Origin of the sequence: Castellaniella sp., from assembly GCF_041677825.1 — a bacterium.
Classification (GTDB): Bacteria; Pseudomonadota; Gammaproteobacteria; order Burkholderiales; family Burkholderiaceae_B; genus Castellaniella.
Map to the genome: position 1 here is coordinate 1 of NZ_JBAYPG010000030.1, position 26407 is coordinate 26407.

Consider the following 26407-nt stretch of genomic DNA (forward strand, 5'->3'; position numbering starts at 1 on the left):
GCGCCGCTGCTTGTCTGTTCTCTGTCTGTCCATCGCCCGGACCTCCCGCCCTGTTGATCATGACGAGTAGTCTCGCTCGTGAAACAAGGCCAGGGAATGACGCCTCTGGCTGACCGGTTACGCGCAAGGTGTCGGGTCGGCTGGACATCAAGAATGCCGATGAGCGCAGGCCAGTGCCGCTGCGCAAGGGCAAGGATGGCAAGGCTGTTTATCTGAGCGATGAGTTCAAGGCGCTGTGGGATCGCATCAAGCACCAGACCACCTACCGCGTGCAGTTCGACAACGCCAAGCTGGTGACGGATTGCATCGCAGCATTGCGGAAGGCCCCGGTGATCGCCAAGGCACGGCTGCAATGGCGCAAGGCCGACATCGCTATCGGCAAGGCGGGGGTCGCCGCGACGGAGAAAGCGGGCGCAGCAACCGTGGTGCTGGACGAGGCGGATATCGAGCTACCGGATTTGCTGACTGACCTGCAGGATCGCACCCAGCTCACCCGGCGCACCATCGTCAGCATTCTGACGGAAAGCGGCCGCCTGGACGACTTCAAGCGCAACCCGCAGCAGTTCATCGGATTGACCGCCGAGGCCATCAACCGCTGCAAGCGCCTGGCCCTGGTCGACGGCATCAAGTACCAGAAGCTCGGCGGCCAGCATGTCTATGCTCAGAAGCTGTTCGAAAAGGAAGAGCTCACCGGCTATCTCAAGAACATGCTGCTGGATACCCACAAGTCGATCTACGAGCACGTGGTGTACGACTCGACCACCGAGCGGGATTTCGCCGATGGGCTGGAGAAGAACGACGCCATCAAACTCTACGCCAAGCTGCCACGCTGGTTCAAAGTGCCCACGCCACTGGGCAACTACAACCCCGACTGGGTCGTGTTGGTGGAAGAAGACAGCAGCCAGCACCTGTACTTTGTGGTGGAAACCAAAAGCAGCTTGTTCACCGACGACCTGCGCGACAAGGAGAGTGCCAAGATCGAATGCGGCAAGGCGCACTTCACTGCGCTGGCGGTTGGTGAAAACCCGGCCCGGTATGTGGTCGTACGTTCAATTGACGATCTGTGGACGGAGATGGCCCCAAGCACATCCGATGGCCCCGGATTCAGCCCTACCCTACCAGACACTGAAAGGCCCCGCCTTCCCATGAAAACGGGGCCTTTGCAGACCTGAATGAATCAGTCGAAAACCGATTACATGTTGTCGATCATCACCTGGCCAAAGCCCGAGCAGGACACCTGCGTGGCGCCTTCGAGCAGGCGGGCGAAGTCATACGTGACCTTCTTGGACAGGATGGATTTTTCCATGCTGCTGATGATCAGGTCGGCGGCCTCGGTCCAGCCCATGTGGCGCAGCATCATCTCGGCCGAGAGGATTTCGGAGCCCGGGTTGACGTAGTCCTTGCCGGCGTACTTGGGCGCCGTGCCGTGGGTGGCTTCGAACATGGCCACCGAATCGGACATGTTGGCACCCGGCGCAATGCCGATGCCGCCCACCTGGGCCGCCAGGGCATCGGAGATGTAGTCGCCGTTCAGGTTCAGCGTGGCGATCACGTCGTATTCGGCCGGGCGCAGCAGGATCTGCTGCAGGAAGGCATCGGCGATCGAATCCTTGACGACGATGTCGCGCCCCGTCTTGGGGTTCTTGAACTTGCACCACGGGCCGCCGTCGATCGGCTGGGCGCCGAATTCATTCTGTGCCAGCGCGTAGCCCCAGTCGCGGAAGCCCCCTTCGGTGAACTTCATGATGTTGCCCTTGTGCACCAAAGTGACCGAGGCGCGGTCATTGTCGATGGCGTACTGGATGGCCTTGCGCACCAGGCGCTCGGTGCCCTCGCGCGAGACGGGCTTGACACCGATGCCCGACGTGGCCGGGAAGCGGATCTTGTCGACCCCCAGCTCGTTCTGGAGAAAATCGATCAGCTTGCGCGCCTTGTCGGATTCGGCCTCGAACTCGATGCCGGCATAGATGTCTTCGGAGTTTTCGCGGAAAATGACCATGTTGGTCTTTTGCGGCTCGCGCACGGGGGAAGGCACCCCCTTGAAATAACGCACCGGGCGCAGGCAGACGTACAGGTCGAGCTGCTGGCGCAGGGCCACGTTGAGCGAGCGGATGCCCCCGCCCACCGGCGTGGTCAGCGGGCCCTTGATGGACACGACATAGTCGCGCACGGCATCGAGGGTTTCGTCGGGCAGCCAGACATCCGGGCCGTAGATCGTGGTGGATTTCTCGCCGGCGTAGACTTCCATCCAGTGGATCTTGCGCTGGCCGTTGTAGGCCTTGGCCACTGCGGCATCCACCACCTTGAGCATCACCGGGGTGATATCCTGGCCCGTGCCGTCGCCCTCGATGTATGGAAGGATGGGTTCATCGGGCACATTGAGCGAAAAATCGGCATTGACCGTGATCTTCTGCCCGCCTGCCGGGACCTTGATATGCTGATAAGCCATGGATGCTCCAGTGTTGCTGGGGATGGGGTTCTGAAAAAAAGGGTACATTTCAGTCTTATATAAGAGTTTAACCCAATTGTGCGCCCCATTCCATGTTCAATCCCTCCAAAGAACAGGTACGCAGCTTCTTCACCGAGGCCTGGCAAAAGCGCCGTACGGGCGCAATTCTGACGCCGCTCGAAACCATGGCGGCCGATCTGGTGGAGCAGCATCCCGAATACCACACCGACCTGCAGGATCCCGATGCCGCTACGCGTGACTACCCCGTCGAAGCCGGGCGCACCAACCCGTTCCTGCACCTGTCGATGCACCTGGCCATACGCGAGCAGGTCTCCATCGACCAGCCACCGGGGATCCGCGCCGCCTGGACGCTGCTGCGTACCCGCAAGGGCGCGCACGAGGCCGAACACATCATCATGGAGGCCCTGGGCGAGGTGGTCTGGGAGGCCCAGCGCATGGGTACCCCATTCGACAATGCGCACTACCTCGAGCTGATCCGCCGCCATGCCACCCGCGAGCACTGAATCGCGCCGGGTGGCGCAGCGCGCAGGCCGGGAAATCGGCAGCCGGGGTGGCGGTGGCACGTGGGGCATCCGCGCCGCCACGGACCACGGGCTGCGGCCCATCCCCGGCACAGCATGCCACATCATGGTACAACTGCTGCTTGATCCAGTTTTCGATTCAGCCTTCGGATCCGATGCCTCAGCGCCCGCAGCCAAGGTCCGCGAGATCCCCTGAGCCCCCGTCACCATCGTCCACAGCGCCCCAGTTTCCCATGTCCGAGAATCACGCTTCAGCCACCCCCCGTTTCACCGGCACCGATCACTATGTGGCCACCGAACCCCTCAAGCAGGCGGTCAATGCGGCCCTCATCCTGCAGCGCCCCTTGCTGGTCAAGGGTGAGCCCGGCACGGGCAAGACGCTGCTGGCCGAAGAAGTGGCCCGGGCGCTGGGGCGGCCGCTGCACCAATGGCATATCAAGTCCACCAGCAAGGCGCAGCACGGCCTGTACGAGTACGATGCGGTGTCGCGCCTGCGTGATTCACAGTTGGGCGATGAACGGGTGCACGACATCGCGAACTACATCATCCAGGGCGTGCTGTGGCAGGCATTCGAATCACCCGAGCCCTGCGTGGTGCTGATCGACGAGATCGACAAGGCCGACATCGAGTTCCCCAACGATCTGCTGCGCGAACTCGATCGCATGGAATTCCACGTGCACGAGACGCGCCAGACCATTCGCGCCCGGCACCGGCCCCTGATCCTGATCACCTCCAACAATGAAAAAGACCTGCCGGACGCTTTCCTGCGGCGCTGCTTCTTTCACTACATCGAGTTCCCCGACCGCGATACCCTGACGGCGATCGTGGCGGTGCATTTTCCCGACCTGCGCAGCGATATCCTGGGCGCGGCCCTGGATGCCTTCTTCAGGCTGCGCGAAGTACCCGGCCTGAAGAAGCGCCCGTCCACGTCCGAATTCCTCGACTGGCTGCGCCTGCTGCTGGCCGAGTCCATCTCGCGTGAAGCGCTGGCGGCGCAACAGGATATCCCGCCACTGGCCGGCGCGCTGCTGAAGAACGAACAGGATCTCAAGCTGCTGCAACGCCTGGCCCTGATGGCCCAGCGGGGCAGCCGCTAGGGTCGCGTCATCATGCTGGCCGAATTCTTCCAGCAATTGCGCAGCGCCGGCGTGCCGGTCTCCATCCGCGAGTACCTGAGCCTGCTCGAACTCCTTGCCAGCCCGGCGGCACCCGTTGATGCCGAAGGCTTCTACCACCTCGCGCGGCTCGCCCTGGTGAAGGATGAGACCCGCTACGATCGCTTCGACCGCGTATTCGCCGCCTGGATCGGCCGGCGCCAGGCTGCCATCAGCCAGAAGGAAATCCCGCTCGACTGGCTCATCCAGACCATGCGCAAGCATCTCAGCGATACCGAAAGGGCGGCGCTCGAAAAACACGGCTGGGAGCGCCTGATGGAGATGTTCCGCGAGCGCCTGGCCGAGCAGAAAGAGCGCCACGCAGGCGGCAGCAAGTGGATCGGCACCGGCGGGTCATCACCCTTCGGACACGGCGGCTACCACCCCGAGGGCATCCGCATCGGCGGCCCATCGGCGGGCAATCGCAGCGCGGTCAAGGTCTGGGAGCAGCGTCATTTCCGTGATTACGACGATCAGCAGTCACTGGGCACGCGCAATTTCAAGATGGCGCTGCGCCGCCTGCGCCGCTTTGCCCGCGAAGGGGCCGAGCAGGAACTCGACCTGCCCGGCACCATACGCGGCACGGCGGAACAGGCCGGGCTGCTCGATCTGCGCTGGCAGCCCGAGCGCCACAATACGATCAAGGTCCTCATGCTGCTCGATGTGGGCGGCAGCATGGACGATCACGTCGCTCTCATGGAAACGCTGTTTTCGGCAGCCCGCAGCGAATTCAAGAACCTGGAAGTCTTTTATTTCCATAACTGCCCGTATGAATCCGTGTGGCGCGACAATCGGCGCCGCCACGATGAGCGCACCGACACCTGGGATCTGCTGCGCAGCTACGGTGAAGACTGGCGCCTGATCCTGGTGGGTGATGCCACCATGAGCCCGTATGAACTGCTCTATCCCGGCGGGGCCATCGAACACCACAACAAAGAAACGGGCGCGGCCTGGCTGCAGCGCCTGGTGAGCCATTGGCCCCACTCCGTATGGCTGAATCCGGAACCCTCTGCATCCTGGCAGTACCGGCAGTCAGTGGCCATCATCCGGGAACTTCTGCATGAGCGCATGTATCCCATGACACTGGAAGGCCTCGAACAGGCCATGCACCTGCTGTCCAAGTAGCCCCCCATGGATCTGCGCAAGACCGCGCACGACACCCGCTCAGTTCGATCCAACCGACCGACCCGACCCATGAACCGATTCAAATCCCTGCTTTCCGCCCTGGCCCTGTGCCTGCCCCTGGCGCTCCTGGGCCAATGGCCCGCCAGCGCCACAGGAGTCGGCGCCCCGGCCCTGCCGGCCGGCGTCGAGGCCATCGTCACCATTCAGGGTGTGCACGAATACCACCTGGACAATGGCCTGACGGTATTGCTGGCGCCCGACGAATCACGCGACCGCACCACGGTCAACATGAGCTACCGGGTGGGCTCGCGCAACGAGGGGCCCGGCGAAACCGGGATGGCCCATCTGCTCGAACACCTGCTGTTTCGTGGCAGCCCGCGCTTTCCTGACGCACTGGCCGAATTTTCCCGCCGCGGGCTGGCGGCCAACGGCTCGACCAGCGCCGATCTGACCAATTACTATGCCACTTTTGCCAGCGACCCGGATACCCTGCAGTGGTACCTGTCATGGCAGGCCGAGGCCATGCTCCACGCGCGCATCACCCGCGCGGATCTGGACGCCGAGATGCCGGTGGTGCGCAATGAGATGGAACGCGGCGAGAACAGCCCGTTCAGCATCCTGCTGCAGCAGACCAGTGCCGCCGCCTATGTCTGGCACCCCTACGGTCGCAGCGTGATCGGGGCGCGTTCGGACGTGGAGAACGTGGACATTGCCCAGCTCGAAGCCTTCTACCACCGCCATTACCAGCCGGACAATGCGGTACTCATCATCACCGGGCAGTTCGACCCACAGCAGACGCTGGGCTGGATCATGCAGGAATTCGGCACCATGCCCCGGCCCGAACGCCAGCTGCCCGTCGAATACACCCGCGAACCCGTGCAGCAGGGAGCTCGCAGCGTCACGCTGGAACGCATCGGCGGCAGCCCGATTGCGATCGCGCAATACCATCTGCCAGCGGGCGCGAGCGACGCCTATACCGCCTTGTCCATGGGCGTGGACATGCTGGCCGACACGCCGGCCGGGCCACTGTATCAGACCCTGGTGCAAGCCGGCCAGGCCAGCAGCGTCTTTGGCTTTGCCCGGCCCATGCAGCAGCCGGGCTACGCCATCTTTGGCGCTCAGATGCAGGCCGATCAGGATCCCCGGGCGGTGCTGCAGACACTGACCGAGACCCTGGAGACCCGCGCCATCGAGCAGCTCGACGAGGCTGCGCTCGAGCGCAATCGCACAGCCTGGCTGAATCAGTGGCAAAAAATCTATGATCAGTCTGCGAGTCTGGCGGGCGCGCTGTCCGAAGCCGTTGCGCGCGGCGACTGGCGCCTGTTCTTTGTCGAACCCCTGCGAGTGCGCGCCCTGACGCTGGAACAGATCCGCAGTACCCTGGCAGCCTGGCTGGTGCCCACCAACCGCACCAGCGGCCTGTACATCCCCACGGCAGACCCGGTGTATGCACCCAGCCCGGCCCAGCCAGACCTGGCCCCCTGGATCGAACGACTCGAAACGGGTACCGAACGGCCCGCGATCGCGCGCCTGGACACGACGCCACTGGCCATCGACGCAGCCACCCGGCGTCACACCCTGCAACTGCCCAACGGCACGGTCAGGCTGGCCCTGCTGCCCAAGGCGACCCCCGGCGAGCAGGTCCACGCCAGCATGCAGCTGCGCTTTGGCACTGCAGCAGAATTGCAGGGCCTGGGCGTGATTCCCGACATGACCGCCGCCATGCTGATGCGTGGTGCCCAGGGATTGACGCGCCAGGCGATCCAGGATGCACTGACCCGGCTGGATTCCGAGCTGGCTTTCGACAGCGACGGCAATACCCTGACAGTCATGATGCGCAGTTCGCGCGAGAACCTGCCCGAACTGATGGACATGGCCTTCACCCTGCTGCGCCAGCCCACTTTCCCGGACGATGAACTGAGCCGTTTGCAGCGCAGCCTGGAGACCCACGTCGAGGATCAGTCGGTGAGCCCGGCCTGGCTGGTGCGCAACACGCTGCAGCGCCACGATCAGCCCTGGGCGCCTGATGACGTGCGCTACACCCCCACGGCCCGAGAGCTGGTGCAGGATATCCGCGCATTGCGGCGCGAGCAGCTGGTGGCCTTTCACGACCGTTTCTACGGCGCCGGCAACATTCTCTTTTCAGCCGTGGGCGACTTCGATCCCCAGGCGGTGCAAGCACATCTGCGCGAGGGCCTGCAAGAGTGGCAACAGGCCCCGGCGTACGCGCGCATCGCCGACCCCTGGTACGCCGTGACGCCGCAGTCATTCACCATCCCCACGCCGGGCAAGGCCAATGCCAACTATCTGGCCACCCTGCGCCTGCAACTGCAGGACACCGACCCCCGCTGGCCGGCCCTGCTGCTGGCCAACTACCTGCTGGGCGGATCCCAGGATTCGCGCCTGTGGCAGGCCATCCGGGTACGCGACGGGCTGTCCTATTCGGTGGGCAGCCGCTTGCTGGCCTCGCCCTGGCAACCTTCGGGCAGTTGGACATTCTTTGCCTCGATGGCGGCACAGAATGCCGCCGTCCTGACGGATCGCATGCAAGAGGTGCTGAACGATGCCCTGAAAAATGGCTTCGACCAGACCGAGATCGACCAGGGCGTGAAATCATTGGTCAATTACCTGAAACTGGGGCGCTCCAGTGACAGCTTCCTGGCCGGCCAATGGCTGGACTATCTGGCCACCGGGCGCAGCTTCGCCCGCCAGCAAGCCATCATCGATCAGTTGCAGAATCTGGACGCTGACGAGGTCAACCAAGCCCTGCGCGCCGTGCTGGCCCCCGGCCAGCTCAGCATTGCAGTGGCGACCGACCCGGATCCGCAGCCCTGATGGCGGTGGACACCGGGGGTCGCCTGCGATACAGCCACATGACCCACCCCGAAGTCGTGCTTTGGCTGCCCAGGAATCTTGGCCTGCTGGATTGATCTGACGGACCGGCGCGGCAACCCTCAGGAAAAGAAGCTCTTGACCTTGTCGGTCCAGGACTCGCTCTTGGGCGAATGGCGATCGCCGCCGTTGCTGAGCGAAGCCTCGAACTGGCGCAGCAGGTCTTTTTGTTCATCATTCAGGCGCACCGGGGTTTCCACCACCACGTGGCAGTACAGGTCGCCCGGATAGCTGGAGCGTATGCCCTTGATGCCCTTGCCCCGCAGGCGGAAAGTCTTGCCGGTCTGCGTGCCTTCGGGGATGGTGATCTCGCCGCGCCCGTTCAGCGTCGGCACTTCCAGATCGCCTCCCAGGGCCGCCTTGGTGAAGGGGATGGTGAGTTCGCAGTGCAGGTCTTCGCCATCGCGCTGGAAAATGCCATGCTTCTTGAGATGGATCTGCACATACAGGTCACCCGGTGGCCCGCCATTGAGGCCGGGCTCGCCATTGCCTGACGAGCGGATGCGCATGCCGTCGTCGATGCCGGCCGGGATGCCCACCTGCAGCGTCTTGTTCCTGCGGATACGGCCGACCCCGTCACAGGAGGGGCAGGGGTCCGTGATTTCCTTGCCGCTGCCGTGGCAGGTCGGGCAGGTCTGCTGTACGCTGAAGAACCCCTGCTGCATGCGCACCGCGCCACTGCCACCACAGGTATGACACGTGCGTGGTGCCGTGCCCGGCTTGGCACCCGAGCCATCGCAAGTCTCGCAGGGATCCCAGCTGGGGATGCGGATTTCTGTATCGAAGCCCGCCGCGGCCTGCTCGAGGGTGATCTCGAGGTTGTACTGCAGATCGGAGCCCCGATACACCTGCGGCCCGCCACCCCGGCGCGCCCCCCCGCCGCCGAAGATTTCGCCGAAGATATCCCCGAAGGCGTCGGCAAAACCACCAGCGCCCCCCATGCCTCCTGCGGCATTGGGGTCGACCCCGGCATGGCCAAAGCGATCGTACGCACCGCGCTTTTCGGGTTCGGACAGGATCTCGTAGGCCTCTTTGACCTCTTTGAACCGGTCTTCGGCCTCTTTGCTGTCCGGGTTGCGATCCGGATGGTACTTCATGGCCAGTTTGCGATACGCCTTGCGGATTTCATCATCCGAGGCGTTCTTGGCCACCCCCAACACTTCGTAATAGTCTCTTTTTGCCATGAATCCTGCCTGCAGCACCGGGTGCCGGTGTCAGTCACAATGCCCGGGGCCGCCCTGAGGCGGCCACCGGGTCAATACAGAAATACCGCGGCGCCTGGGCGATCAGTCGCGCTTGACTTCCTTGAAGTCGGCATCCACGACATCATCGGCCCCTGCAGCCGGCTCGGCACCTTCGGCGCCGCCCGCAGCCGCCTGCTGCGCCTGCATGTCGGCGTACATTTTCTCGCCCAACTTCTGGGACGCGGTTGCCAGCGCTTCGGTCTTCGCATCGATGGCCGCCTTGTCATCGCCCTTGGCGGCGTCTTCGAGCGCCTTGATGGCGTCTTCGATGGCCTCTTTTTCAGACGCTTCGAGCTTGTCGCCATGCTCGGCAAGCGACTTGCGCGTGGCATGCACCAGGCCGTCGGCCTGGTTGCGCGCCTGGGCAAGCTCGGCGATGCGATGGTCTTCTTCGGCATTCAGCTCGGCGTCTTTCACCATGCGCTCGATCTCGTCTTCGGTCAGCCCGGAGCTGGCCTTGATCGTGATCTTGTTTTCCTTGCCGGTGCCCTTGTCCTTGGCCGACACGTGCAGAATGCCGTTGGCATCGATGTCGAAGGTCACCTCGATCTGTGGCAGACCGCGGGCTGCAGGTGGAATGCCCTCGAGATTGAACTCGCCCAGCGCCTTGTTGCCGGCCGCCACTTCGCGCTCGCCCTGATAGACCTTGATGGTCACTGCCGGCTGATTGTCATCGGCCGTGGAGAACACCTGCGAGAAACGCGTCGGGATGGTGGTGTTCTTCTTGATCATCTTGGTCATCACGCCACCCAGGGTCTCGATGCCCAGCGACAGGGGCGTGACGTCGAGCAGCAGCACGTCCTTGCGATCGCCCGACAGCACCGACCCCTGGATCGCCGCACCGGCGGCGACAGCCTCGTCGGGGTTGACGTCCTTGCGCGGATCGCGCCCGAAGAACTCCTGCACTTTTTCCTGGACCTTGGGCATGCGCGTCATGCCGCCCACGAGAATGACATCGTCGATGTCCGATGCCTTGATGCCCGCGTCCTTGATGGCAATGCGGCACGGTTCTATGGTGCGCTCGATGAGCTCTTCGACCAGCGCTTCGAGCTTGGAGCGCGTGATCTTGAGGTTCAGATGCTTGGGCCCGGACGCATCGGCCGTGATGTACGGCAGGTTGATTTCGGTCTGCTGGGTCGAGGACAGTTCGATCTTGGCCTTTTCAGCGGCTTCTTTCAGGCGCTGCAGGGCCAGGATGTCCTTGGACAGGTCGACGCCGGATTCTTTCTTGAACTCTTCGATGATGTAGCCGATGATGCGCTGATCGAAATCCTCGCCACCCAGGAATGTGTCACCGTTGGTGGACAGGACCTCGAACTGCTTTTCGCCATCGACATCGGCGATTTCGATGATGGAAACATCAAACGTGCCGCCGCCCAGGTCATAGACCACGATCTTGCGGTCACCGCGCTCGGATTTGTCGAGCCCGAACGCCAGGGCCGCTGCCGTGGGCTCGTTGATGATGCGCTTGACCTCGAGCCCGGCGATGCGCCCGGCATCCTTGGTGGCCTGCCGCTGGCTGTCGTTGAAGTACGCAGGCACGGTGATGACGGCCTCGGTGACTTCTTCACCCAGGTAGTCTTCGGCGGTTTTCTTCATCTTGCGCAGGATGTCGGCCGACACCTGCGGTGGCGCAAGTTTCTTGTCCTGTGCTTCGACCCAGGCGTCACCATTGTCGGCCTTGATGATCCTGTAGGGCATCAGGTCGATGTCTTTCTGAACGGCTTTTTCGTCGAATTTGCGGCCAATCAGGCGCTTGACGGCAAAGATCGTGTTCTTGGGGTTGGTGACGGCCTGACGCTTGGCAGGCGCGCCCACCAGGATTTCGCCATCCTGCATGTAGGCCACGATGGAAGGTGTCGTACGGGTGCCTTCCGAATTTTCAATGATCTTGACCTTGGTACCGTCCAGCACGGACACGCAGCTGTTGGTGGTACCCAGGTCAATCCCGATAATCTTGCTCATGATGGTTTCCAGGTTGGTGACAGGGGGCGGCACGCGACCGCCAATGCATTGAATATTGGGCCGGACCGGAACTTTTCAAGCCCCGGCCGGCGGCTATGCGGATGGCCCGCCAGAGACCATGACCAGCGCCGGGCGCAGCACCCGGTCGGCGATCAGGTAGCCCTTCTGCAGGGTCTGCGCCACGGTGCCCTGAGGGTGCTCGGAAGGCACGCTCGAGATGGCCTGATGGCGGTGCGGATCAAAGACATCGCCCGCCTGCGGCGCGATTTCGTGCATCTGGTTGCGTTCGAACGCCGTATTGAGCTGGCGCAGGGTGGATTCAACCCCGGCCTGCCAGTGTTCGGTCGTCTGGTTTTCCTGGGCGAGGGCGGCCTCGAGGCTGTCGCACACCGGGATCAGGCTCTCGGCAAAGGCTTCGGTGCCGAACTTGCGTGCCTTGGCGACGTCGTCCTGGGCCCGGCGACGCACGTTCTCGACCTCGGCATGCGCGCGCAGCAGCTGGTCGTGATAGTCGCTGATCTTTTGCTGGGCCTCGGCCAGCAGGGCAGACAGATCTTCGGTACCACCCTCGTCGGCCCACTGGGCCGGGTCTTCGGAAGCGGCCCGGGCGGAGGGCTGAGCCGGGTCTTCGCCCTGGCCATGAGGCGCCGGGTGCGGGGCCTGGTCTTCCTGGGATGCCGACATGTTGAATCTCCAAAAACGATGAATACGGGGACGTGGACTAGCTGAGGGCGCATCGGCCCGAATTCAAGGCGGGTCTGGAAAATTTTCTGCAGCCGGGCCGTGCAGGAATCACCGGCCTTCGGTTCGGTCAGGATGCCAGTCAGGCCCACCCGGCGAGATTCTGCGCCAGAAGATCGGCAAAACCCCGCACCCAGCCCGCCTCGGCGTTCAGGCAGGGGATGTAGCGGAACTCGCGCCCGCCGGCCTGCAGAAAGGCTTCGCGGCAACCCAGATTGATTTCTTCGAGGGTCTCGAGGCAATCGGCCACGAAACCGGGGCACATCACATCCACGCTGCGCACGCCTTCGCGCGCCCAGGCTTCGAGCGTGGGCTGGGTGTAGGGCTGCAACCAGGGCGCCGCCCCGAACTGGCTCTGGAAGGCCACGAACACCCGCTCGCCATCGGCCCCGAGGCGCTCGCGCAGGGCCTGCGCCGTCTGGTGGCAATCGGCCTGGTAAGGATCGCCACGATCCACGGCGGCCTGCGGCAGGCCATGAAAGCTGAGCAGCAGGCGATCGGCCTGGCCCGCCTGCGCCCAGTGATCGAGCACTGCGGCCTGCAGGGCATCGAGATAGGCCGGCGCATCATGAAAGCGATCCAGGAAGCGCAGCGTGGGCTGGTGGCGCGAGCGCGCCAGACGCGCATTGACCGCATCCACCGCCGTGGCTGTGGTGCTGGCGGCATACTGCGGATACAGGGGCGCCACCAGGATGCGACGACAGCCCGCTGCGCGCAGGGTATCGAAGGCGGGGGACAGGCCAGGATTGCCATAGCGCATGGCCAGCGCCACCTGAACCGGCAGGCCACGGTCCTGCAGCACGCGCTGTACCCCGGCTGCCAGGTCCTGGCCATGCACCAGCAGGGGTGAACCCCGCTCGTGCCAGATGAGCCGGTATTTGGGCGCGATCGCGGCCGGGCGCCGGGTCAGCACGAAGAGTTGCAGGATCGGCTGCCAGAGTATCGCCGGCAGTTCGACCACCCGCGGATCGGACAGGAATTCGCGCAGATAGCGCCGTATGGCGGCGGACGTGGGCGCATCCGGTGTACCCAGGTTGATGAGCAGGATGCCGATGGGGCCGCGCGCCGATGCGCGCGCTTCAGGCATGCGCCTGGCCCAGCGCGTTGGACAACATGCGTGCCGTGATGTCGACGATGGGGATCACCCTGTCGTAGGCCATGCGACTGGGCCCGATGACCCCCAGCGTGCCGATGACGTCGCCATCGACCCCGTAGGGCGCGGTGATGATGGAGACCTCTTCGAGCGGCACGAGGTGTGAGTCGCCGCCGATATAGATCTGTACGCCCTGCGCCCGGCTGGAGACATCCAGCAGGTGCAGGAGATCGGTCTTTTGCTCGAACAGCTCGAACAGGCGCCGCAGGCGATCCATGTCGGCCGTCATTTCGGTGACATCGAGCAGCTTGCCTTCGCCCGAGATCACCACCGCGTCATCGACCGTGTCGGGACTGTCGAACCCGGCATCCACCGCCTGCTGCATGAGGCGCGAGATGTCGCTGCGCAGGGAGGCGAGTTCGCGCGCCAGCGTCTGACGCACCTCGTGGAACGACTTGCCCGAAAAATGATGATTGAAGAAATTGGAAGCCTCGAGCAGTTCGACCTCGGAGTACTCGCGTGGCACGAACAGGATGCGATTCTGGACATCCCCCTGGGGGGTGACGATGATCAGCAGCACGCGGCGGTCGGACAGACGGATGAATTCGATATGGCGAAATATCTGCGTGCGCTTGGGGGCCAGCACCACCCCGGCAAAACGCGACAGGTTGGACAGCAGGGTGGCCGCTGCATTGACGGCGCGCCCCGGCTCGGATGCCGGCAGATGGTCGACGATATGCAGATCCAGCACGGGATCTTGGGGCTGGGCCGCAATCAGGCTATCGACGAAAATACGGTAGCCGCGCGGCGTGGGCACCCGGCCGGCCGACGTGTGCGGGCTGTGGATGAGGCCCAGCTCTTCGAGATCGGCCATCACGTTGCGTATGGTGGCCGGCGAGAGATCGAAGACCTTCGACAGGGTTCGCGAACCGATCGGCTGGCCTTCGGCAATGTAGCGTTCGACCAGGGCCTTGAGCAAGGACCTGGCGCGTTCATCCATTTTGGTATTCTGACCCTGCATGAGTGATTTTCCTGACACCGGAGCTTAGGCAAGCGTGCCCTGTCCTCCTATAATCGGATACTTGCATTATTTCATCAAATCGGGATCCTTTGCCCATGGACTTCAAGACCGTGGCCCTGGTGGGCCGTTATCAGGACAGCGGGCTCGATACGCCCCTGCGCCGCCTGGGCCGGGTGCTGCAGGGTGCCGGCTGCACGGTCCTGATCGAGGCCGACACCGGGCGCAATACGGGCGTGGCCGAATTCACGCGGGCCTCGTTTGCCGAAATCGGCGTCCAGGCCGATCTGGCCATCATCATGGGCGGTGACGGCACCATGCTCGCGGCCGCCCGCGAACTGGCCACCACGGGGGTGCCGCTCATCGGCATCAACCACGGCCGCCTGGGGTTCATCACCGACATCCCGCTGGGCAGTGCCGATCAGGCCATCACGGCGATCCTCAACGGCGCCTACGTGCAAGATGAACGCCTGCTGCTCGAAGGTCGCGTCATGCGCGGCAACCAGCCCATGTTTTCCGGCCTTGCGCTGAACGATGTGATCATCAACCGCGCCGGGCGCGGCGGCATGATCGAACTGCGGGTCGAATGCAACGGCAACTTCATGCACAGCCAGCGCGCCGATGGCCTGATCATCGCCACCCCGACCGGGTCCACCGCCTACGCACTGTCTGCTGGCGGCCCCATCCTGCACCCGCAGGTCAATGCGCTGGTACTGGTGCCCGTGGCGCCGCAAACCCTCTCGAACCGCCCCATCACCCTGCCGGCCGACAGCGTGCTGACCATCACCATCACGGCGCTGGGCCGTGTCGAATCCGGCGCCAGCGTGCACTTCGACATGCAGGCCCTGTCCGACTGCCAGGAAGGCGATCGCATCGATGTCCGGCGCAGCCCGCATCGCGTACGTTTCCTGCATCCCAAGGGCTACAGTTACTTCTCCACGCTGCGCAGCAAACTCAACTGGAACCGCATGGTACACCCCTGGGACGAGGCGGATTGATGCTGCGCGCCCTCCACATCCGGGACTTCGTCATCGTGGAGCACGCCGATCTTTCCTTCGAACCAGGCTTCACGGTCTTTTCAGGCGAAACAGGGGCGGGCAAATCCATCCTGATCGACGCGCTGTCCCTCGCGCTGGGCGGGCGCGGTGACGCCACGCTGGTGCGCGAAGACTGCACACGCACGGACATCAGCGCGGTGTTCGAACCCTCTGAAGCCGTGCAGGGTTGGCTCACGGCGCAAGCCCTGGACGCCTCCGAACTCATCCTGCGCCGGGTGCTCGACACGCAGGGCCGCAGCAAAGCCTACATCAACGGCATTCCGGCGCCGCTTGGCCAGGTGCGCGAACTGGCCACCCTGCTGGTCGACATCCATGGCCAGCACGCCCACCAGAGCCTGCTGCAGGCGGCCAGGCAGCGCGATGTGCTCGATGCACACGGGGGCCACGCGGATCTGGCCGCCGAAGTCGCGCGCACGTGGCATGAATGGCGGGCTGCCGATGCAGCGCTGCAGGCCGCACGCCAGGACACCCGGGCCCAGGCGGCCGAACTCGAGGTTCTGCAGAACGATGTGGCCTGGCTCGACGAACTCGCGCCCACTGAAGGTGAATGGGCCGAACTCTGCGCCACCCAATCTCGCCTGGCCCACGCGCAGGGCCTGCTGGCCGGTGCCGGGCAGGCGGCCGATGCACTCGATGGCGAATCCGGGTCCGCCCTGCAGGCCCTGCATGCAGCGTTGCAGGCGCTGCGTGGCATGCTGCGCCACGACCCCGGCCTCGAGCCGCACGCCCAGGCGCTCGAGTCGGCGCGCATCCTGTGTTCCGAAACCGTCTCCGGCCTCAATGCCTATGCCGACCGCATCGAACCCGATCCACAGGCGCTGGCAGAGGTCGAGGCGCGCATGAGCCGCCTGTTCGAGGCGGGCCGCCGCTTTTCCGTGGATCCCGAGGCCCTGGTCGGCCACCACGCCGCGCTGCTCGAGCGTCTGCGTCAGTTGCAGGCCAGCCACGACACCGAAGCGCTGGAAGCAGCCTGCCAGCAAGCCAGGGGCCACTATGAACAGCGCGCACGCACGCTGGGGCAGGCACGCCAGGCCACTGCCGGACAACTGTCCGATCAGGTGACGGCGGCCATGCAGGATCTGGCCATGGAGGGCGGCCAGTTCAGCGTGCAGATACAGGCTGCAAAGCCGGGCCCGCACGGGCTCGAAGCCATCGAATTCCTGGTGGCCGGGCATGGCGGTGTGGCACCGCGCCCCCTGGCCAGGGTGGCCTCCGGCGGCGAACTGGCGCGCATTGCGCTGGCCCTGTCGGTCATCGCGAGCCAGGCCGCACAGGTACCCACGCTCATCTTCGACGAGGTCGATGCCGGCATTGGCGGGGCCGTCGCCGAAGTCGTGGGCCGCCTGCTGCACCAGTTGGGGCAACGCCACCAGGTCCTGTGCGTGACACACCTGCCGCAGGTGGCAGCCTGCGCACGGCATCACTGGCTGGTCAGCAAGCACACGCAGCAGGGCCGGACGCTCTCCGAACTGCAGGCGCTGACCGCCGACCAGCGCGTCGAGGAAATCGCCCGCATGCTGGGGGGGCTGCGCCTGACCCGTGCCACCCGGGCGCACGCACGCGAGATGCTGCAGATGCTGGCAGAATAGCGGTATGGCCGATCGGCCTCCGATGCAGCCCGTTTCAGTATGGAGTACATCATGATCACAGGCACCACCCGTTTATTCGCCATTCTGGCCGACCCGGTGGGCCACGTTCAGGCCCCCCAGATGATCAATACGTGGTTCGAAGCGCACCAGATCGACGGCATATTCGTCCCCCTGCATGTGCATCTCGACGATCTCCAGACCGTCGTGCAGGGCTTGCGGGCCCTGCACAACCTCGATGGCCTGGTCATCACCATGCCGCACAAAACCGCCATGGCCGCCCTGTGCGACGAGGTCGGCGCGGCCGCACGGGCCATCGGCTCGGTCAACACGGTACGGCGCACCCCCGAGGGCCGGCTGATCGGCGACATGTTCGACGGCCATGGCTTTGTGGCCGGCCTCGAGGGCCAGGGCATAACCCCGCAGGGTCAGCGCATTCTGCTCCTGGGCGCAGGGGGCGCCGCCACGGCGATCGCCCTCGCCCTGTTCGAGGCAGGTGCAGCCACACTCACCATTGCCAACCGCACCCAAGCGAAGGCCGAAGCCCTGCAGGCCTGCGTGCAGGCCGCACACCCCGGGGCACAGATCGAGGTTGGCGCGCCCGATCCACGCGGCCATGACATGGTCATCAATGCCACCTCGCTCGGCATGAAACCGGGCGATGCACTGCCGATCGACACGACCCTGCTCGACCCCACCATGACCGCCGTAGAGATCATCACCAAACCCGAATTCACCCCCTGGCTCGATCAGGCCCGCAAACTCGGCTGCCGCACGCACATCGGGCGTCACATGCTGCAGGCACAGATCGATCAGATGGCGCGCTTCATGCTGGGCCACGATGCAGGTGCCTGATGAAAGACCACTACGACTACATCATTGTCGGGGCCGGGGCTGCCGGCTGCATCCTGGCCAACCGGCTGACCGCGTCAGGGCGCCACTCCGTGCTGCTGCTCGAGGCCGGGCACGAAGGGCGCAGCATCTGGATTTCGATACCGGCGGGTTTTGGCAAGCTCATCACCGACCCGCGCTACAACTGGCTGTTCCAGACCGAGCCCGAAGCAATGACCCGCCAGCGCAAGATCGCCGTGCCGCGGGGCAAGGGCCTGGGCGGCTCGACGCTGATCAACGGCATGATCTACGTGCGCGGCCAGCCAGCCGACTATGACCGCTGGGCCTCGCTGGGGGCAGACGGCTGGGGCTGGGCCGATGTGGCGCCGCAGTTTCGCAAGCTCGAGTGCTATCCCAAGGGCGACGGTTCGCGCGGCCACGACGGCCCCATGCATGTGCATGAAGTCACCGAACGCTATGTGCTCTCCGAAGCCTTGCTGGCCGCGGCCCAAGAGGCAGGGCATGCACTCAACCCGGATTACAACGGCCCGGTCCAGGATGGCTTTGGCTATTATCAGGTCCTGCAGCATCGCGGCCGGCGCTGGAGTGTGATCGATGGCTATCTCAAGCCGGCCCGGGCGCGCCCGAATCTGCACGTGCTCGCCAATGCCCAGGTGCTGAAGGTCGACCTCGAAGGCGGGCGCTGCGTCGGGGTCACCTACCGGCGTGGCCCGCACACGCACCGGGTCCGGGCCGGCACCGAGGTCATCATGGCGGCCGGCGCGATCCAGACGCCGCAGATCCTCGAACTCTCGGGCATCGGGCGCCCCGACGTCCTGCGGAATGCCGGCATTGCCGTGCAGCACGCCATGCCGGGCCTGGGTGAAAATTACATCGACCATTACTGCGCGCGCATGGACTGGCGGGTCAAGGGGGCCCTGTCGGTCAATCAGCAACGATACGGCTGGCGTCTGGCGCTGGCGGTGGCCGAGTATTTCACCCGCCGCACGGGCATTCTCACCCTGGGCACCGGCCTGGCCGGCGGGTTCGTGAAAAGCCGCCCGGATCTGCCCAGCGCCGATGTGCAATACTTTTTCATGAATGCCAGCTATGCCAATCAGGTGGCCCGCGAACTCGAGCGCCCACCCGGCATGACGCTGGCCATTTCGCAGATGCGGCCCGAATCCAGGGGCAGCATCCATATCCGCAGTGCAAATCCCGATGAACAACCGGCCATCTGCCCCAATTACCTGGCCAGCGAAGCCGATCAGGACAGCCTGATCGGCGGCATGCAGGTGGCCCGGCAGATCATTTCACAGCCTGCCATGGCGCGCTACGTCGACCACGAGAAAAACCCGGGGCCCGACGTGCAGGCGCGCGAACAATGGCTGGATTACGTGCGCCAGGTGGGGCAGACCATCTACCACCCCATCGGCACGTGCCGCATGGGTACGGATGCCGCAGCGGTCGTGGATCCGCGCCTGCGCATGCGCGGGTTGCCGGGGCTGCGCGTGGCCGATGCCTCGGTCATGCCGGCGATGATATTGGGCAACATCCAGGGCGCAGTCATGATGGTGGCCGAAAAGGCTTCGGAGATGATACTCGAAGATGCGCGCGAGGCGGGCTGATACGCGCGCCCTGCGCCGCTGACAGGTTTTGGCCACCCCCTCTCGATGGGCTCCGGCCTTCTGGCCTGCCAGGCTGCCCGTGGCCGCTCGGGCGAACACAGGCTGCCCGGGCGGCCACGGGCGCTCAGGCGACCAGATACCCGCCGTCGACGGGCAGGATGACCCCGGTGATGAACGCAGCCGCGGGCGAACACAGAAAGGCCACGGCCCCGCCCAGATCGGCGGGTGATCCCCAGCGACCCAGTGGGGTACGCGAAAGAATCGCCTGCGAGCGCGCATCGTCATCCTGCAGGTTCTGCGTGAGTGCCGTTGCGATCCAGCCGGGTGCGATGGCATTGACCCGTATGCCGTCGGCCGCATACGCCAGCGCGAGCGACTTGGTAAGCTGGGCCACCCCGCCCTTGCTGGCGGCATAGCCCGGCACCAGGCCCCCGCCAAAAAAACTGAGCATCGAGGCCGTATTGACGATGGCGCCGCCGCTGGCCTTGAGCAGCGGGCGCGCGGCCGTGCACGTGCGCATGCTGCCCGTCAGGTTGATGGCCAGCACGCGCTCGAAGACTTCGGGCCGGTGTTCATCGCTGCGGCGTATGATGCCGGCGCAATTGACCAGGATATCGAGGCGCTCGAGCGAGGAAAAAAGCCCCTGCACGGAGCTGTCATCGGCCACATCGAGGTGTGCGACCCGTATGCCGTCGGCCAGCGAACCGTCGGTGTCATCGAGACCCCCGGCAATCACCGTTGCGCCCAGTGCAGCCAGGTGGCTGGCCACCGCGGCGCCGATACCGCGCGTGCCCCCGGCCACCAAGGCATGTCGACCGGAGAACAGATCAGGTTGGAAAGTGTGCATGATCGGTCTTGATGATCATTTGGAGGCGCAAGCCGGAATCGAACCGACGTACACGGATTTGCAGTCCGCTGCATCACCACTCTGCCATTGCGCCGGTGATGTGGATGGCTGGTCGACCCAGCCAAGCTCGCCATTATATACGATATCCGCGCATTGAATCAGCGCATGTCGAAGGCTTCGCGATGCATGCGCACCCGACCCTTTCCCAGGGCCCTCAAGCCATTTTCCAGATGCTTCGCCAGGCCGGCCGGTCCGCAGAACCAGATCTCCGGTCGGGCACCGTCACCGACCGACGACCTGCCTCGCAGTGCATCTGCGTCGAGCCGCTGGCCTGCCTGGGCGTCGTGGATCTGCAGGCGGACCTGCGGCAGCCGCGCGCACAGTTCGCGCAGCCTGGGGACGAAGGGATCCTGTGAGGCGTTGCGCACGCAGTAGTGCAGGTGGGCCTGCGGCGCCCGTTCAGGCGCATTCTGCAGCGCCTCGAGCCAGGCGATGAATGGTGTGATGCCGATGCCGCCCGCCACCCAGATCTGCCTGCGTCCGCCACGGGCATGATTGAAGCGCCCATAAGGCCCCTGAACCTGCACTGCCTGCCCTGTGTGCACCCGTTGGGCCAGGCCTGTGGTGTAATCGCCCAGTCCCTTGATGAGGAACGTCAGACGCCGCTGTGCCCCCTGATCGGCGCTGGCAATGGTGAAAGGATGGAACCCTTCAGATGGATCGAACTGCACGAAGGCGAACTGACCCGCCTTGTGGCCCGGCCAGTCTGCGCCCATGACGCAGCGCACCTCAGTGACCCCGGCAGCCAACCGGGTGACCGATTCCACGACACCGGCATGGCATTGGCGCCGACCGATGCGCCGGCGCAATGCGGGCACCGCCGCGAGGCTGCCTGCCACCATGAGCAGGCCCATCAGCACGCCAAGCGGCGTGGCCCACCAGGCCGCAGGCATGAGCACCACCGCGTGGAACACCAGCGCCAGATACAGAATGGGCATGACCCTGTGCACGAGACGCCAGGACTTGTACGGGAATGCCTTCCACAGCGTGATCAACAGCGTGAGGATCATGGCGTAGATCACCCATTCGCCAACGTCCTTGGCCAGGCCCTTGCTGGACTGCAGCACCTCCAGCAGAGGCAGGGAGGCCGGCTTGTTCGCAATGGCACCAAACACACCGATCAACATGCCCTTGCTGATCTTGACGAGCCAGTGGGCCACGCCCAGACCGATCGCCAGGATCCCGGCCCACTTGTGCAACTGGAAGACCCTGTCCATCCCGCCCAGCCAGGATTCGAGCCACACCGGGCGTGTCGCCAGCACCATCACCAGCGACATCAGGCCCATGGACCCGATGCCGGTCAGATACATGGCCTGTTTGCGGGCCACCCACAAGGCGTCCCCTGCCACGGGGTGCATGACGAGCGCCTCCCAGGCCCAGGCCAGGCCCAGGATAGCGAGAAAAAGCATGAGAAAATGGCGTGTCTTCATAATGTTGTCCAGTCCCGCAAAGGGCTAAATTCAAGCATGCACCCAGTATGCAGACCTATCACTGAACCCATTCTGAAGGCCTCGTTCATCTCCCGTTCAGATCAGGCAGCCCCACGGCTGCACTGCCATCAGCCTGCGTGCGGGCACGCGCATCGAGCCAGCTTGTTAAGATGCTGGCCTGGGATGCGCATCTGCAACGCGTGCCGCCCATCGCCTCGACGCGCCCGAACAGGCATGCCATGCAAGACAGACATGCCATGCGCAATGGATATCCCATGCAGCTCAGGGGGCGCATCTCCGTCATTGTGATTTTCTTGCCAAAACCGTCCTGATCAATCATGGGATTCATGCTTCCGCTCATCACCGGCACCATCTGGTTATTCGTTCTGTGGCGTTTCGTCTGGCCCCTGCCCTTTTCCACGGGCATCCGCATCGGGCTCGCGCTGCTGTTGCTGCTGATCGCCCAGTACCATTGGCTGGTACGCCTGTTCTTCGGTTCGGTCGCCTCGCCCGAATTGCCACAGGAAGCCCTGATCGTGCTGGGCTGGGCCTTTGGCGTGCTTCTGCTGCTGGCCATGCTGGCCCTGGTACGCGACGTGCTCGGCATACTGCTGTATATGCCCTGGCGCTGGGGCGGGCGGCTGCTGCTGACCAGCCGTACACTCACGCTGCTGATCGGCGTATCTGCGGTCGTGCTGTCTGCAATCGGCGTCTGGAACGCCGTGCGCATCCCGCATATCAAGACCCTGGCCATCGAGGTACCGGGTCTGCCCGCTGCCTTTGACCGCTATCGCATCGTCCAGCTGACCGACACCCACGCCAGTCGCCTGCTACCCGAATACTGGCAGGACGCTGTCGTGCGCAGAGCCAATTCACTGCACCCGGACCTGATCGTCATCACCGGCGACCTTGCCGACGGATCCACCACGGCCCGGGCGCGCGATGTCGCCCCGCTGCAGAACCTGCAGGCCCCCGACGGTGTGCTGTCGATACCGGGCAACCATGAGTACTATTCCGATTATGTCGACTGGATGGCGGCGTACAGGGCGCTGGGGCTGAACATGCTGGAAAACGAGCACATCCTGATTCACCGCGGTGACGACACCCTGGCGATTGCCGGGCTGACCGACCGCCAGGCCATACCGTTCGGCCAGCCCGCTCCCAATCTGCAGGCGGCACTGAAGGGCATCCCCGAAGGGGTGCCGGTGATCCTGCTCGACCATCGTCCGGAAAATGCCCGCGAACATGCGGCCGCCGGGGTAGCCGTGCAGCTGTCGGGGCACACCCACGGGGGCCAGATCCTGGGCGCGCACTGGATCACGCAGCTTTTCAACGGCGGGTTCGTGTCGGGCCTGTACCATCTGGGCAACATGACTCTGTACGTGAGCAATGGCGCGGGCCTGTGGAACGGCCTGGCACAGCGCCTGGGCCGGCCTTCGGAAATCACCCAGATCCTGTTGCGTCCGGCACCCTGACACGTGGCTTCTTTACGGACAATGAAGCCCGTACTTGAGCTTTTATTTAAAAATATTATAAAATATAAATTATGTATGTGAGTCACAGGGCCTCCCATTGAACCGTTCTGCTGGCCTTTCCCGCTGGTTTCCCGTTCTGGGCTGGGGTCGTGCCTACGACGCCGAGCAGTTCTCGGGCGACCTGCTGGCGGCTGCCATCGTCACCCTGATGCTCATCCCGCAGAGCCTGGCGTATGCGCTGCTGGCCGGCGTGCCGCCGCAGGCGGGCCTGTATGCCAGCATGCTGCCGCTGCTCGCCTATGCGGTCTTCGGCAGCAGCCGCACGCTGGCCGTGGGGCCGGCAGCCATCACCTCGCTGATGAGCGCGGCCGCCGTCGGGCAGGTGGTGGCCAACGATACGGGTGCCTTCTGGGAAGCCACGCTGATACTCACCGTCATCTCCGGCCTGATGCTGGCGGCCATGGGGGTGTTCAGGCTGGGATTCCTCGCCAATTTCCTCAGCCACCCGGTCATTTCAGGCTTCATTTCGGCATCCGGCCTGCTGATCGCATTGAGCCAGCTCAAGCATGTCCTGGGCATCGCCGCCCAGGGCGATACCTTGCCCGACCTGCTCCCGGCACTGTGGCGCGGTTTGCCGCAGACCAACCTCATTACGCTGGCACTCGGCCTGTCTGCTCTGACGTTCCTGTGGTGGTCACGCCGCCGTCTCAAACCTCTGTTGACGCGCGCCGGGCTCGGGCCGCGCCTGGCCGACGGCCTGGCCAAGGCAGGGCCGGTCACCGCCATCGTGGCCACCACAGCAGCCGTCTGGCTGGGTGATCTCGGCCAGCGTGGTGTCCATGTGATCGGCGACATCCCCCAGGGTCTGCCAGCGCTCACGCTGCCGACATGGAATCCGTCGCTGTGGGCCGAGTTGGCCGTGCCCGCCCTGCTGTTGAGCGTGGTCGGCTTCGTCGAATCCATATCCGTGGGTCAGACCCTGGCTGCCATGCGCCGCCAGCGCGTGGAACCCGACCAGGAACTGATCGCCCTGGGCGCCAGCAATATCGCCGCTGGCCTCAGCAGCGGCCTGCCGGTCACCGGCGGCTTCTCGCGCTCCGTCGTCAATTTCGACGCCGGCGCCCAGACACCCGCGGCAGGGGTCTACACCGCGGTGGGCATTGCCGTGGCCACCCTGCTGCTGACGCCCTTCCTGTATTACCTGCCACAGGCCACGCTGGCCGCGACCATCATCGTGGCCGTGCTGTCGCTGGTCGACCTGGGCATCCTGAAACGCACCTGGCGCTACTCGCGCTTCGATTTTTCCGTGGTGGCCGCGACGCTGGCGCTGACCCTGCTCGCCGGCGTCGAGGTCGGGTTGATTTCGGGCATCGGCCTGTCCATCGCGCTGTACCTCTATCGCAGCAGCCGGCCCCATATTGCCATCATCGGCCAGGTCCCGGGCACCGAGCACTTTCGCAACATACAGCGCCACCAGGTGCGCACCAGCCCCCACGTACTGGGGCTGCGCATCGACGAAAGCCTTTATTTCGCGAACGCCCGCTACCTGGAAGACTGCATCAACCAGGCCGTGGCGGCCCAGCCCGCACTGCATCACGTCGTGCTGCTGTGCTCGGCGGTCAACCATATCGACGCCAGCGCGCTGGAAAGCCTCGAAGCCATTGAAGCCAGGCTGTCCGGGGCGGGTATCCGGCTGCATCTTTCGGAAGTCAAGGGGCCAGTGATGGACCGCCTGTCCGACACAGCCTTCCTGCGGCAGCTGAGCGGCCAAGTGTACTTGACCCATTATCAGGCCATCCGGGCACTGGCGCCCGAGAGCCTGGCTTGAGCGGCCCTTGCAGCAGCCACGATGCACCACGGCGACTGCATGCCGCATTGATTGTCCCCTTCACCGATCTGGAGGCCACCCATGAGCGACGCACACAAAACACTTTCCCGGATGGACGCCATGCTGCGCAGCACGCTGGATCGCCGCCGGTTCCTGATGCTGGGTGCCGCCTCTGCAGCGGCCGCCGCATGGAATCCAGGTACGGCACGTGCCGCACAGAAACTGCGCAGCCCGGCGCACATCGTGATTGCCGGGGCTGGCGCCGCAGGGCTGAGCGCAGCGTCGCGCCTGGCCCGGGCATTGGATGGCGCCCAGATCACCCTGATCGATGCGCGCCGGCAGCACTATTATCAGCCCGGCTATACGCTGATCGGCGCCGGCATCGAACCGGCGGGCTATGTCATATCGGATACGGCTGAATACGTCCCGCCCGGCGTCGAATGGATCCAGGCCCGAGTCGCCGAATTCGACCCCGAAGCCAACAAGGTCGTGACCGATACCGGGCAGGTCGTTGCCTATGATTTTCTCATCGTGGCCACCGGAATGGCACTGCGCTACGACCAGATCCAGGGCATGACGCCCGAGCTCATCGGCAAGGAGGGCATCGGCAGCATCTATCAGGGCCCGGAGGCCGCACTGGCCACCTGGCACGCCATGTCGGCGTACGCCGATCGCGGTGGGCGTGGCGTATTCATGCGCCCGGCGACCGAGATGAAATGCGCGGGGGCACCCCTCAAATACGCATTCATCACCGATGACTATCTCAGGCGACGCGGGCATCGCGGCAAGGCCGAACTGATCTACAACGCCCACAACGACAGCCTGTTCGGGGTGCCCATCGTGTCCGAAAAAGTGCGCATGCTGTTTCACGATCGTGACATACAGGGCCGGTACGACCGGGTACTCCAGGCCATCGATCCAGGCCGCCGGATTGCCACCTTCCGCACCCCCGAAGGCACCGAAGAGCAAGGCTACGACTTCATTCATGTCATCCCGCCCATGCAGGCACCCAATGCCATACTCGAGAGCCCCCTGCCCTGGCAGGCCGGGCCCTGGGTGAACGAAGGCTGGGTCGAAGTGGACAAGGCCAACCTGCGCCATCCCCGCTATGCGAATGTCTTCGCGGTCGGTGACATTGCCGGCGTGCCCAAAGGCAAGACGGCGGCCAGCGTGAAGTGGCAAGTGCCCGTTGCAGTCGAGCACCTGCTGGCCGAACTCGCCGGCACGACATCGAACGCGGTGTACACCGGGTACACCTCGTGCCCCATGATCACCCGACTGGGGCGCGCGATGCTGGTGGAGTTCGACTACCAGAACAACCTGGTGCCTTCGTTTCCCGGCATCATCGCGCCCCTGGAAGAACTCTGGGTCACCTGGGTCATGGAAACCATGGGGCTCAAGCCCACCTATCTCAGCATGCTGCGCGGTCGCGCATAGGGAG

The 26407-nt window shown here is 64.6% G+C and carries 19 protein-coding genes, 1 tRNA gene and 1 pseudogene; 12 read left to right on the top strand and 9 right to left on the bottom strand.

Annotated features, from left to right (window positions below):
- Window positions 1-116 precede the first annotated feature (116 nt).
- Window positions 117-1079: pseudogene (locus tag WCY17_RS12025) on the top strand (restriction endonuclease subunit R); the annotation flags it as partial.
- 113 nt (window positions 1080-1192) lie between these two features.
- On the opposite strand, the gene icd reads toward WCY17_RS12025, so the two are convergent.
- Entirely contained in the window at window positions 1193-2449 is a 1257-nt protein-coding gene (gene icd, locus WCY17_RS12030) for an NADP-dependent isocitrate dehydrogenase (protein ID WP_372702432.1), read from the bottom strand.
- Between the two features lie 92 nt (window positions 2450-2541).
- Between icd and WCY17_RS12035 the strand changes: the two genes are divergently transcribed.
- From WCY17_RS12035 to WCY17_RS12050, 4 genes are all read left to right on the top strand, one after another.
- On the top strand, window positions 2542-2973 hold the full coding sequence (locus WCY17_RS12035) for a DUF1841 family protein (protein WP_372702433.1): 432 nt from the start codon (window positions 2542-2544) through the stop codon (window positions 2971-2973).
- A gap of 251 nt (window positions 2974-3224) precedes the next feature.
- Entirely contained in the window at window positions 3225-4088 is an 864-nt protein-coding gene (locus tag WCY17_RS12040) for an AAA family ATPase (protein ID WP_372702434.1), read from the top strand.
- A gap of 12 nt (window positions 4089-4100) precedes the next feature.
- The gene (locus tag WCY17_RS12045; protein ID WP_372702435.1) at window positions 4101-5270 is read left to right on the top strand and encodes a VWA domain-containing protein; all 1170 of its coding nucleotides are present in this window, start codon (window positions 4101-4103) and stop codon (window positions 5268-5270) included.
- Between the two features lie 69 nt (window positions 5271-5339).
- Complete coding sequence (locus tag WCY17_RS12050; protein WP_372702436.1) at window positions 5340-8105, top strand: M16 family metallopeptidase; 2766 nt, start codon at window positions 5340-5342, stop codon at window positions 8103-8105.
- A gap of 119 nt (window positions 8106-8224) precedes the next feature.
- Here the strand turns inward: WCY17_RS12050 and dnaJ are convergent, their stop codons facing one another.
- The 5 genes from dnaJ to hrcA all read right to left on the bottom strand — a co-directional run bounded on the left by dnaJ (window position 8225) and on the right by hrcA (window position 14205).
- On the bottom strand, window positions 8225-9346 hold the full coding sequence (dnaJ, locus tag WCY17_RS12055) for a molecular chaperone DnaJ (RefSeq protein ID WP_372702437.1): 1122 nt from the start codon (window positions 9344-9346) through the stop codon (window positions 8225-8227).
- Between the two features lie 102 nt (window positions 9347-9448).
- Window positions 9449-11371 (bottom strand): molecular chaperone DnaK, encoded by a 1923-nt coding sequence (gene dnaK / locus WCY17_RS12060; protein WP_372702438.1) that lies wholly within the window; start codon window positions 11369-11371, stop codon window positions 9449-9451.
- Window positions 11372-11464: 93 nt separating this feature from the next.
- The gene (gene grpE / locus WCY17_RS12065; RefSeq protein ID WP_372702439.1) at window positions 11465-12055 is read right to left on the bottom strand and encodes a nucleotide exchange factor GrpE; all 591 of its coding nucleotides are present in this window, start codon (window positions 12053-12055) and stop codon (window positions 11465-11467) included.
- Window positions 12056-12194: 139 nt separating this feature from the next.
- The gene (gene hemH / locus WCY17_RS12070; RefSeq protein ID WP_372702440.1) at window positions 12195-13199 is read right to left on the bottom strand and encodes a ferrochelatase; all 1005 of its coding nucleotides are present in this window, start codon (window positions 13197-13199) and stop codon (window positions 12195-12197) included.
- Window positions 13192-14205, bottom strand: coding sequence for a heat-inducible transcriptional repressor HrcA (hrcA, locus tag WCY17_RS12075; protein WP_372702462.1), 1014 nt, complete (start codon window positions 14203-14205; stop codon window positions 13192-13194). Before hrcA ends, hemH begins: the two co-directional genes overlap by 8 nt.
- A gap of 116 nt (window positions 14206-14321) precedes the next feature.
- Here hrcA and WCY17_RS12080 point away from each other — a divergent pair, with 116 nt between their 5' ends.
- From WCY17_RS12080 to WCY17_RS12095, 4 genes are read left to right on the top strand one after another with little or no spacing between them, the layout of a single operon-like run.
- Window positions 14322-15221, top strand: a complete 900-nt coding sequence (locus WCY17_RS12080) for an NAD kinase (protein WP_372702441.1) — start codon at window positions 14322-14324, stop codon at window positions 15219-15221.
- Entirely contained in the window at window positions 15221-16870 is a 1650-nt protein-coding gene (recN, locus tag WCY17_RS12085) for a DNA repair protein RecN (RefSeq protein ID WP_372702442.1), read from the top strand. Before WCY17_RS12080 ends, recN begins: the two co-directional genes overlap by 1 nt.
- 51 nt (window positions 16871-16921) lie before the next feature.
- Complete coding sequence (locus tag WCY17_RS12090; protein ID WP_372702443.1) at window positions 16922-17722, top strand: shikimate dehydrogenase; 801 nt, start codon at window positions 16922-16924, stop codon at window positions 17720-17722.
- Entirely contained in the window at window positions 17722-19326 is a 1605-nt protein-coding gene (locus WCY17_RS12095) for a GMC family oxidoreductase (RefSeq protein WP_372702444.1), read from the top strand. Before WCY17_RS12090 ends, WCY17_RS12095 begins: the two co-directional genes overlap by 1 nt.
- Before the next feature lie 124 nt (window positions 19327-19450).
- Here the strand turns inward: WCY17_RS12095 and WCY17_RS12100 are convergent, their stop codons facing one another.
- From WCY17_RS12100 to WCY17_RS12110, 3 genes are all read right to left on the bottom strand, one after another.
- Window positions 19451-20173, bottom strand: a complete 723-nt coding sequence (locus WCY17_RS12100) for an SDR family NAD(P)-dependent oxidoreductase (RefSeq protein WP_372702445.1) — start codon at window positions 20171-20173, stop codon at window positions 19451-19453.
- A 20-nt stretch (window positions 20174-20193) separates the two neighbouring features.
- Window positions 20194-20267: transfer RNA gene (locus WCY17_RS12105), tRNA-Cys, on the bottom strand.
- Between the two features lie 64 nt (window positions 20268-20331).
- Window positions 20332-21642, bottom strand: coding sequence for a ferric reductase-like transmembrane domain-containing protein (locus tag WCY17_RS12110; RefSeq protein ID WP_372702446.1), 1311 nt, complete (start codon window positions 21640-21642; stop codon window positions 20332-20334).
- A 359-nt stretch (window positions 21643-22001) separates the two neighbouring features.
- On the opposite strand from WCY17_RS12110, the gene WCY17_RS12115 reads away from it, so the two are divergent.
- From WCY17_RS12115 to WCY17_RS12125, 3 genes are all read left to right on the top strand, one after another.
- Window positions 22002-23138 carry a metallophosphoesterase gene (locus WCY17_RS12115; protein WP_372702447.1) on the top strand — a complete coding sequence of 379 codons (1137 nt, stop codon included), beginning with the start codon at window positions 22002-22004 and terminating at the stop codon, window positions 23136-23138.
- A 97-nt stretch (window positions 23139-23235) separates the two neighbouring features.
- Window positions 23236-24966 (top strand): SulP family inorganic anion transporter, encoded by a 1731-nt coding sequence (locus WCY17_RS12120; RefSeq protein ID WP_372702448.1) that lies wholly within the window; start codon window positions 23236-23238, stop codon window positions 24964-24966.
- A gap of 81 nt (window positions 24967-25047) precedes the next feature.
- Window positions 25048-26403: an FAD/NAD(P)-binding oxidoreductase gene (locus tag WCY17_RS12125; protein ID WP_372702449.1), complete on the top strand. Its 1356-nt coding sequence runs from the start codon at window positions 25048-25050 to the stop codon at window positions 26401-26403.
- The last annotated feature ends 4 nt before the right edge of the window (window positions 26404-26407 follow it).

Coding starts and splice junctions, on each gene's coding strand:
- icd (WP_372702432.1), bottom strand. CDS start 2,449: ATGGCTTATCAGCATATCAAGGTCCCGGCAGGCGGGCAGAAGATCACG.
- WCY17_RS12035 (WP_372702433.1), top strand. CDS start 2,542: ATGTTCAATCCCTCCAAAGAACAGGTACGCAGCTTCTTCACCGAGGCC.
- WCY17_RS12040 (WP_372702434.1), top strand. CDS start 3,225: ATGTCCGAGAATCACGCTTCAGCCACCCCCCGTTTCACCGGCACCGAT.
- WCY17_RS12045 (WP_372702435.1), top strand. CDS start 4,101: ATGCTGGCCGAATTCTTCCAGCAATTGCGCAGCGCCGGCGTGCCGGTC.
- WCY17_RS12050 (WP_372702436.1), top strand. CDS start 5,340: ATGAACCGATTCAAATCCCTGCTTTCCGCCCTGGCCCTGTGCCTGCCC.
- dnaJ (WP_372702437.1), bottom strand. CDS start 9,346: ATGGCAAAAAGAGACTATTACGAAGTGTTGGGGGTGGCCAAGAACGCC.
- dnaK (WP_372702438.1), bottom strand. CDS start 11,371: ATGAGCAAGATTATCGGGATTGACCTGGGTACCACCAACAGCTGCGTG.
- grpE (WP_372702439.1), bottom strand. CDS start 12,055: ATGTCGGCATCCCAGGAAGACCAGGCCCCGCACCCGGCGCCTCATGGC.
- hemH (WP_372702440.1), bottom strand. CDS start 13,199: ATGCCTGAAGCGCGCGCATCGGCGCGCGGCCCCATCGGCATCCTGCTC.
- hrcA (WP_372702462.1), bottom strand. CDS start 14,205: ATGGATGAACGCGCCAGGTCCTTGCTCAAGGCCCTGGTCGAACGCTAC.
- WCY17_RS12080 (WP_372702441.1), top strand. CDS start 14,322: ATGGACTTCAAGACCGTGGCCCTGGTGGGCCGTTATCAGGACAGCGGG.
- recN (WP_372702442.1), top strand. CDS start 15,221: ATGCTGCGCGCCCTCCACATCCGGGACTTCGTCATCGTGGAGCACGCC.
- WCY17_RS12090 (WP_372702443.1), top strand. CDS start 16,922: ATGATCACAGGCACCACCCGTTTATTCGCCATTCTGGCCGACCCGGTG.
- WCY17_RS12095 (WP_372702444.1), top strand. CDS start 17,722: ATGAAAGACCACTACGACTACATCATTGTCGGGGCCGGGGCTGCCGGC.
- WCY17_RS12100 (WP_372702445.1), bottom strand. CDS start 20,173: ATGCACACTTTCCAACCTGATCTGTTCTCCGGTCGACATGCCTTGGTG.
- WCY17_RS12110 (WP_372702446.1), bottom strand. CDS start 21,642: ATGCTTTTTCTCGCTATCCTGGGCCTGGCCTGGGCCTGGGAGGCGCTC.
- WCY17_RS12115 (WP_372702447.1), top strand. CDS start 22,002: ATGGGATTCATGCTTCCGCTCATCACCGGCACCATCTGGTTATTCGTT.
- WCY17_RS12125 (WP_372702449.1), top strand. CDS start 25,048: ATGAGCGACGCACACAAAACACTTTCCCGGATGGACGCCATGCTGCGC.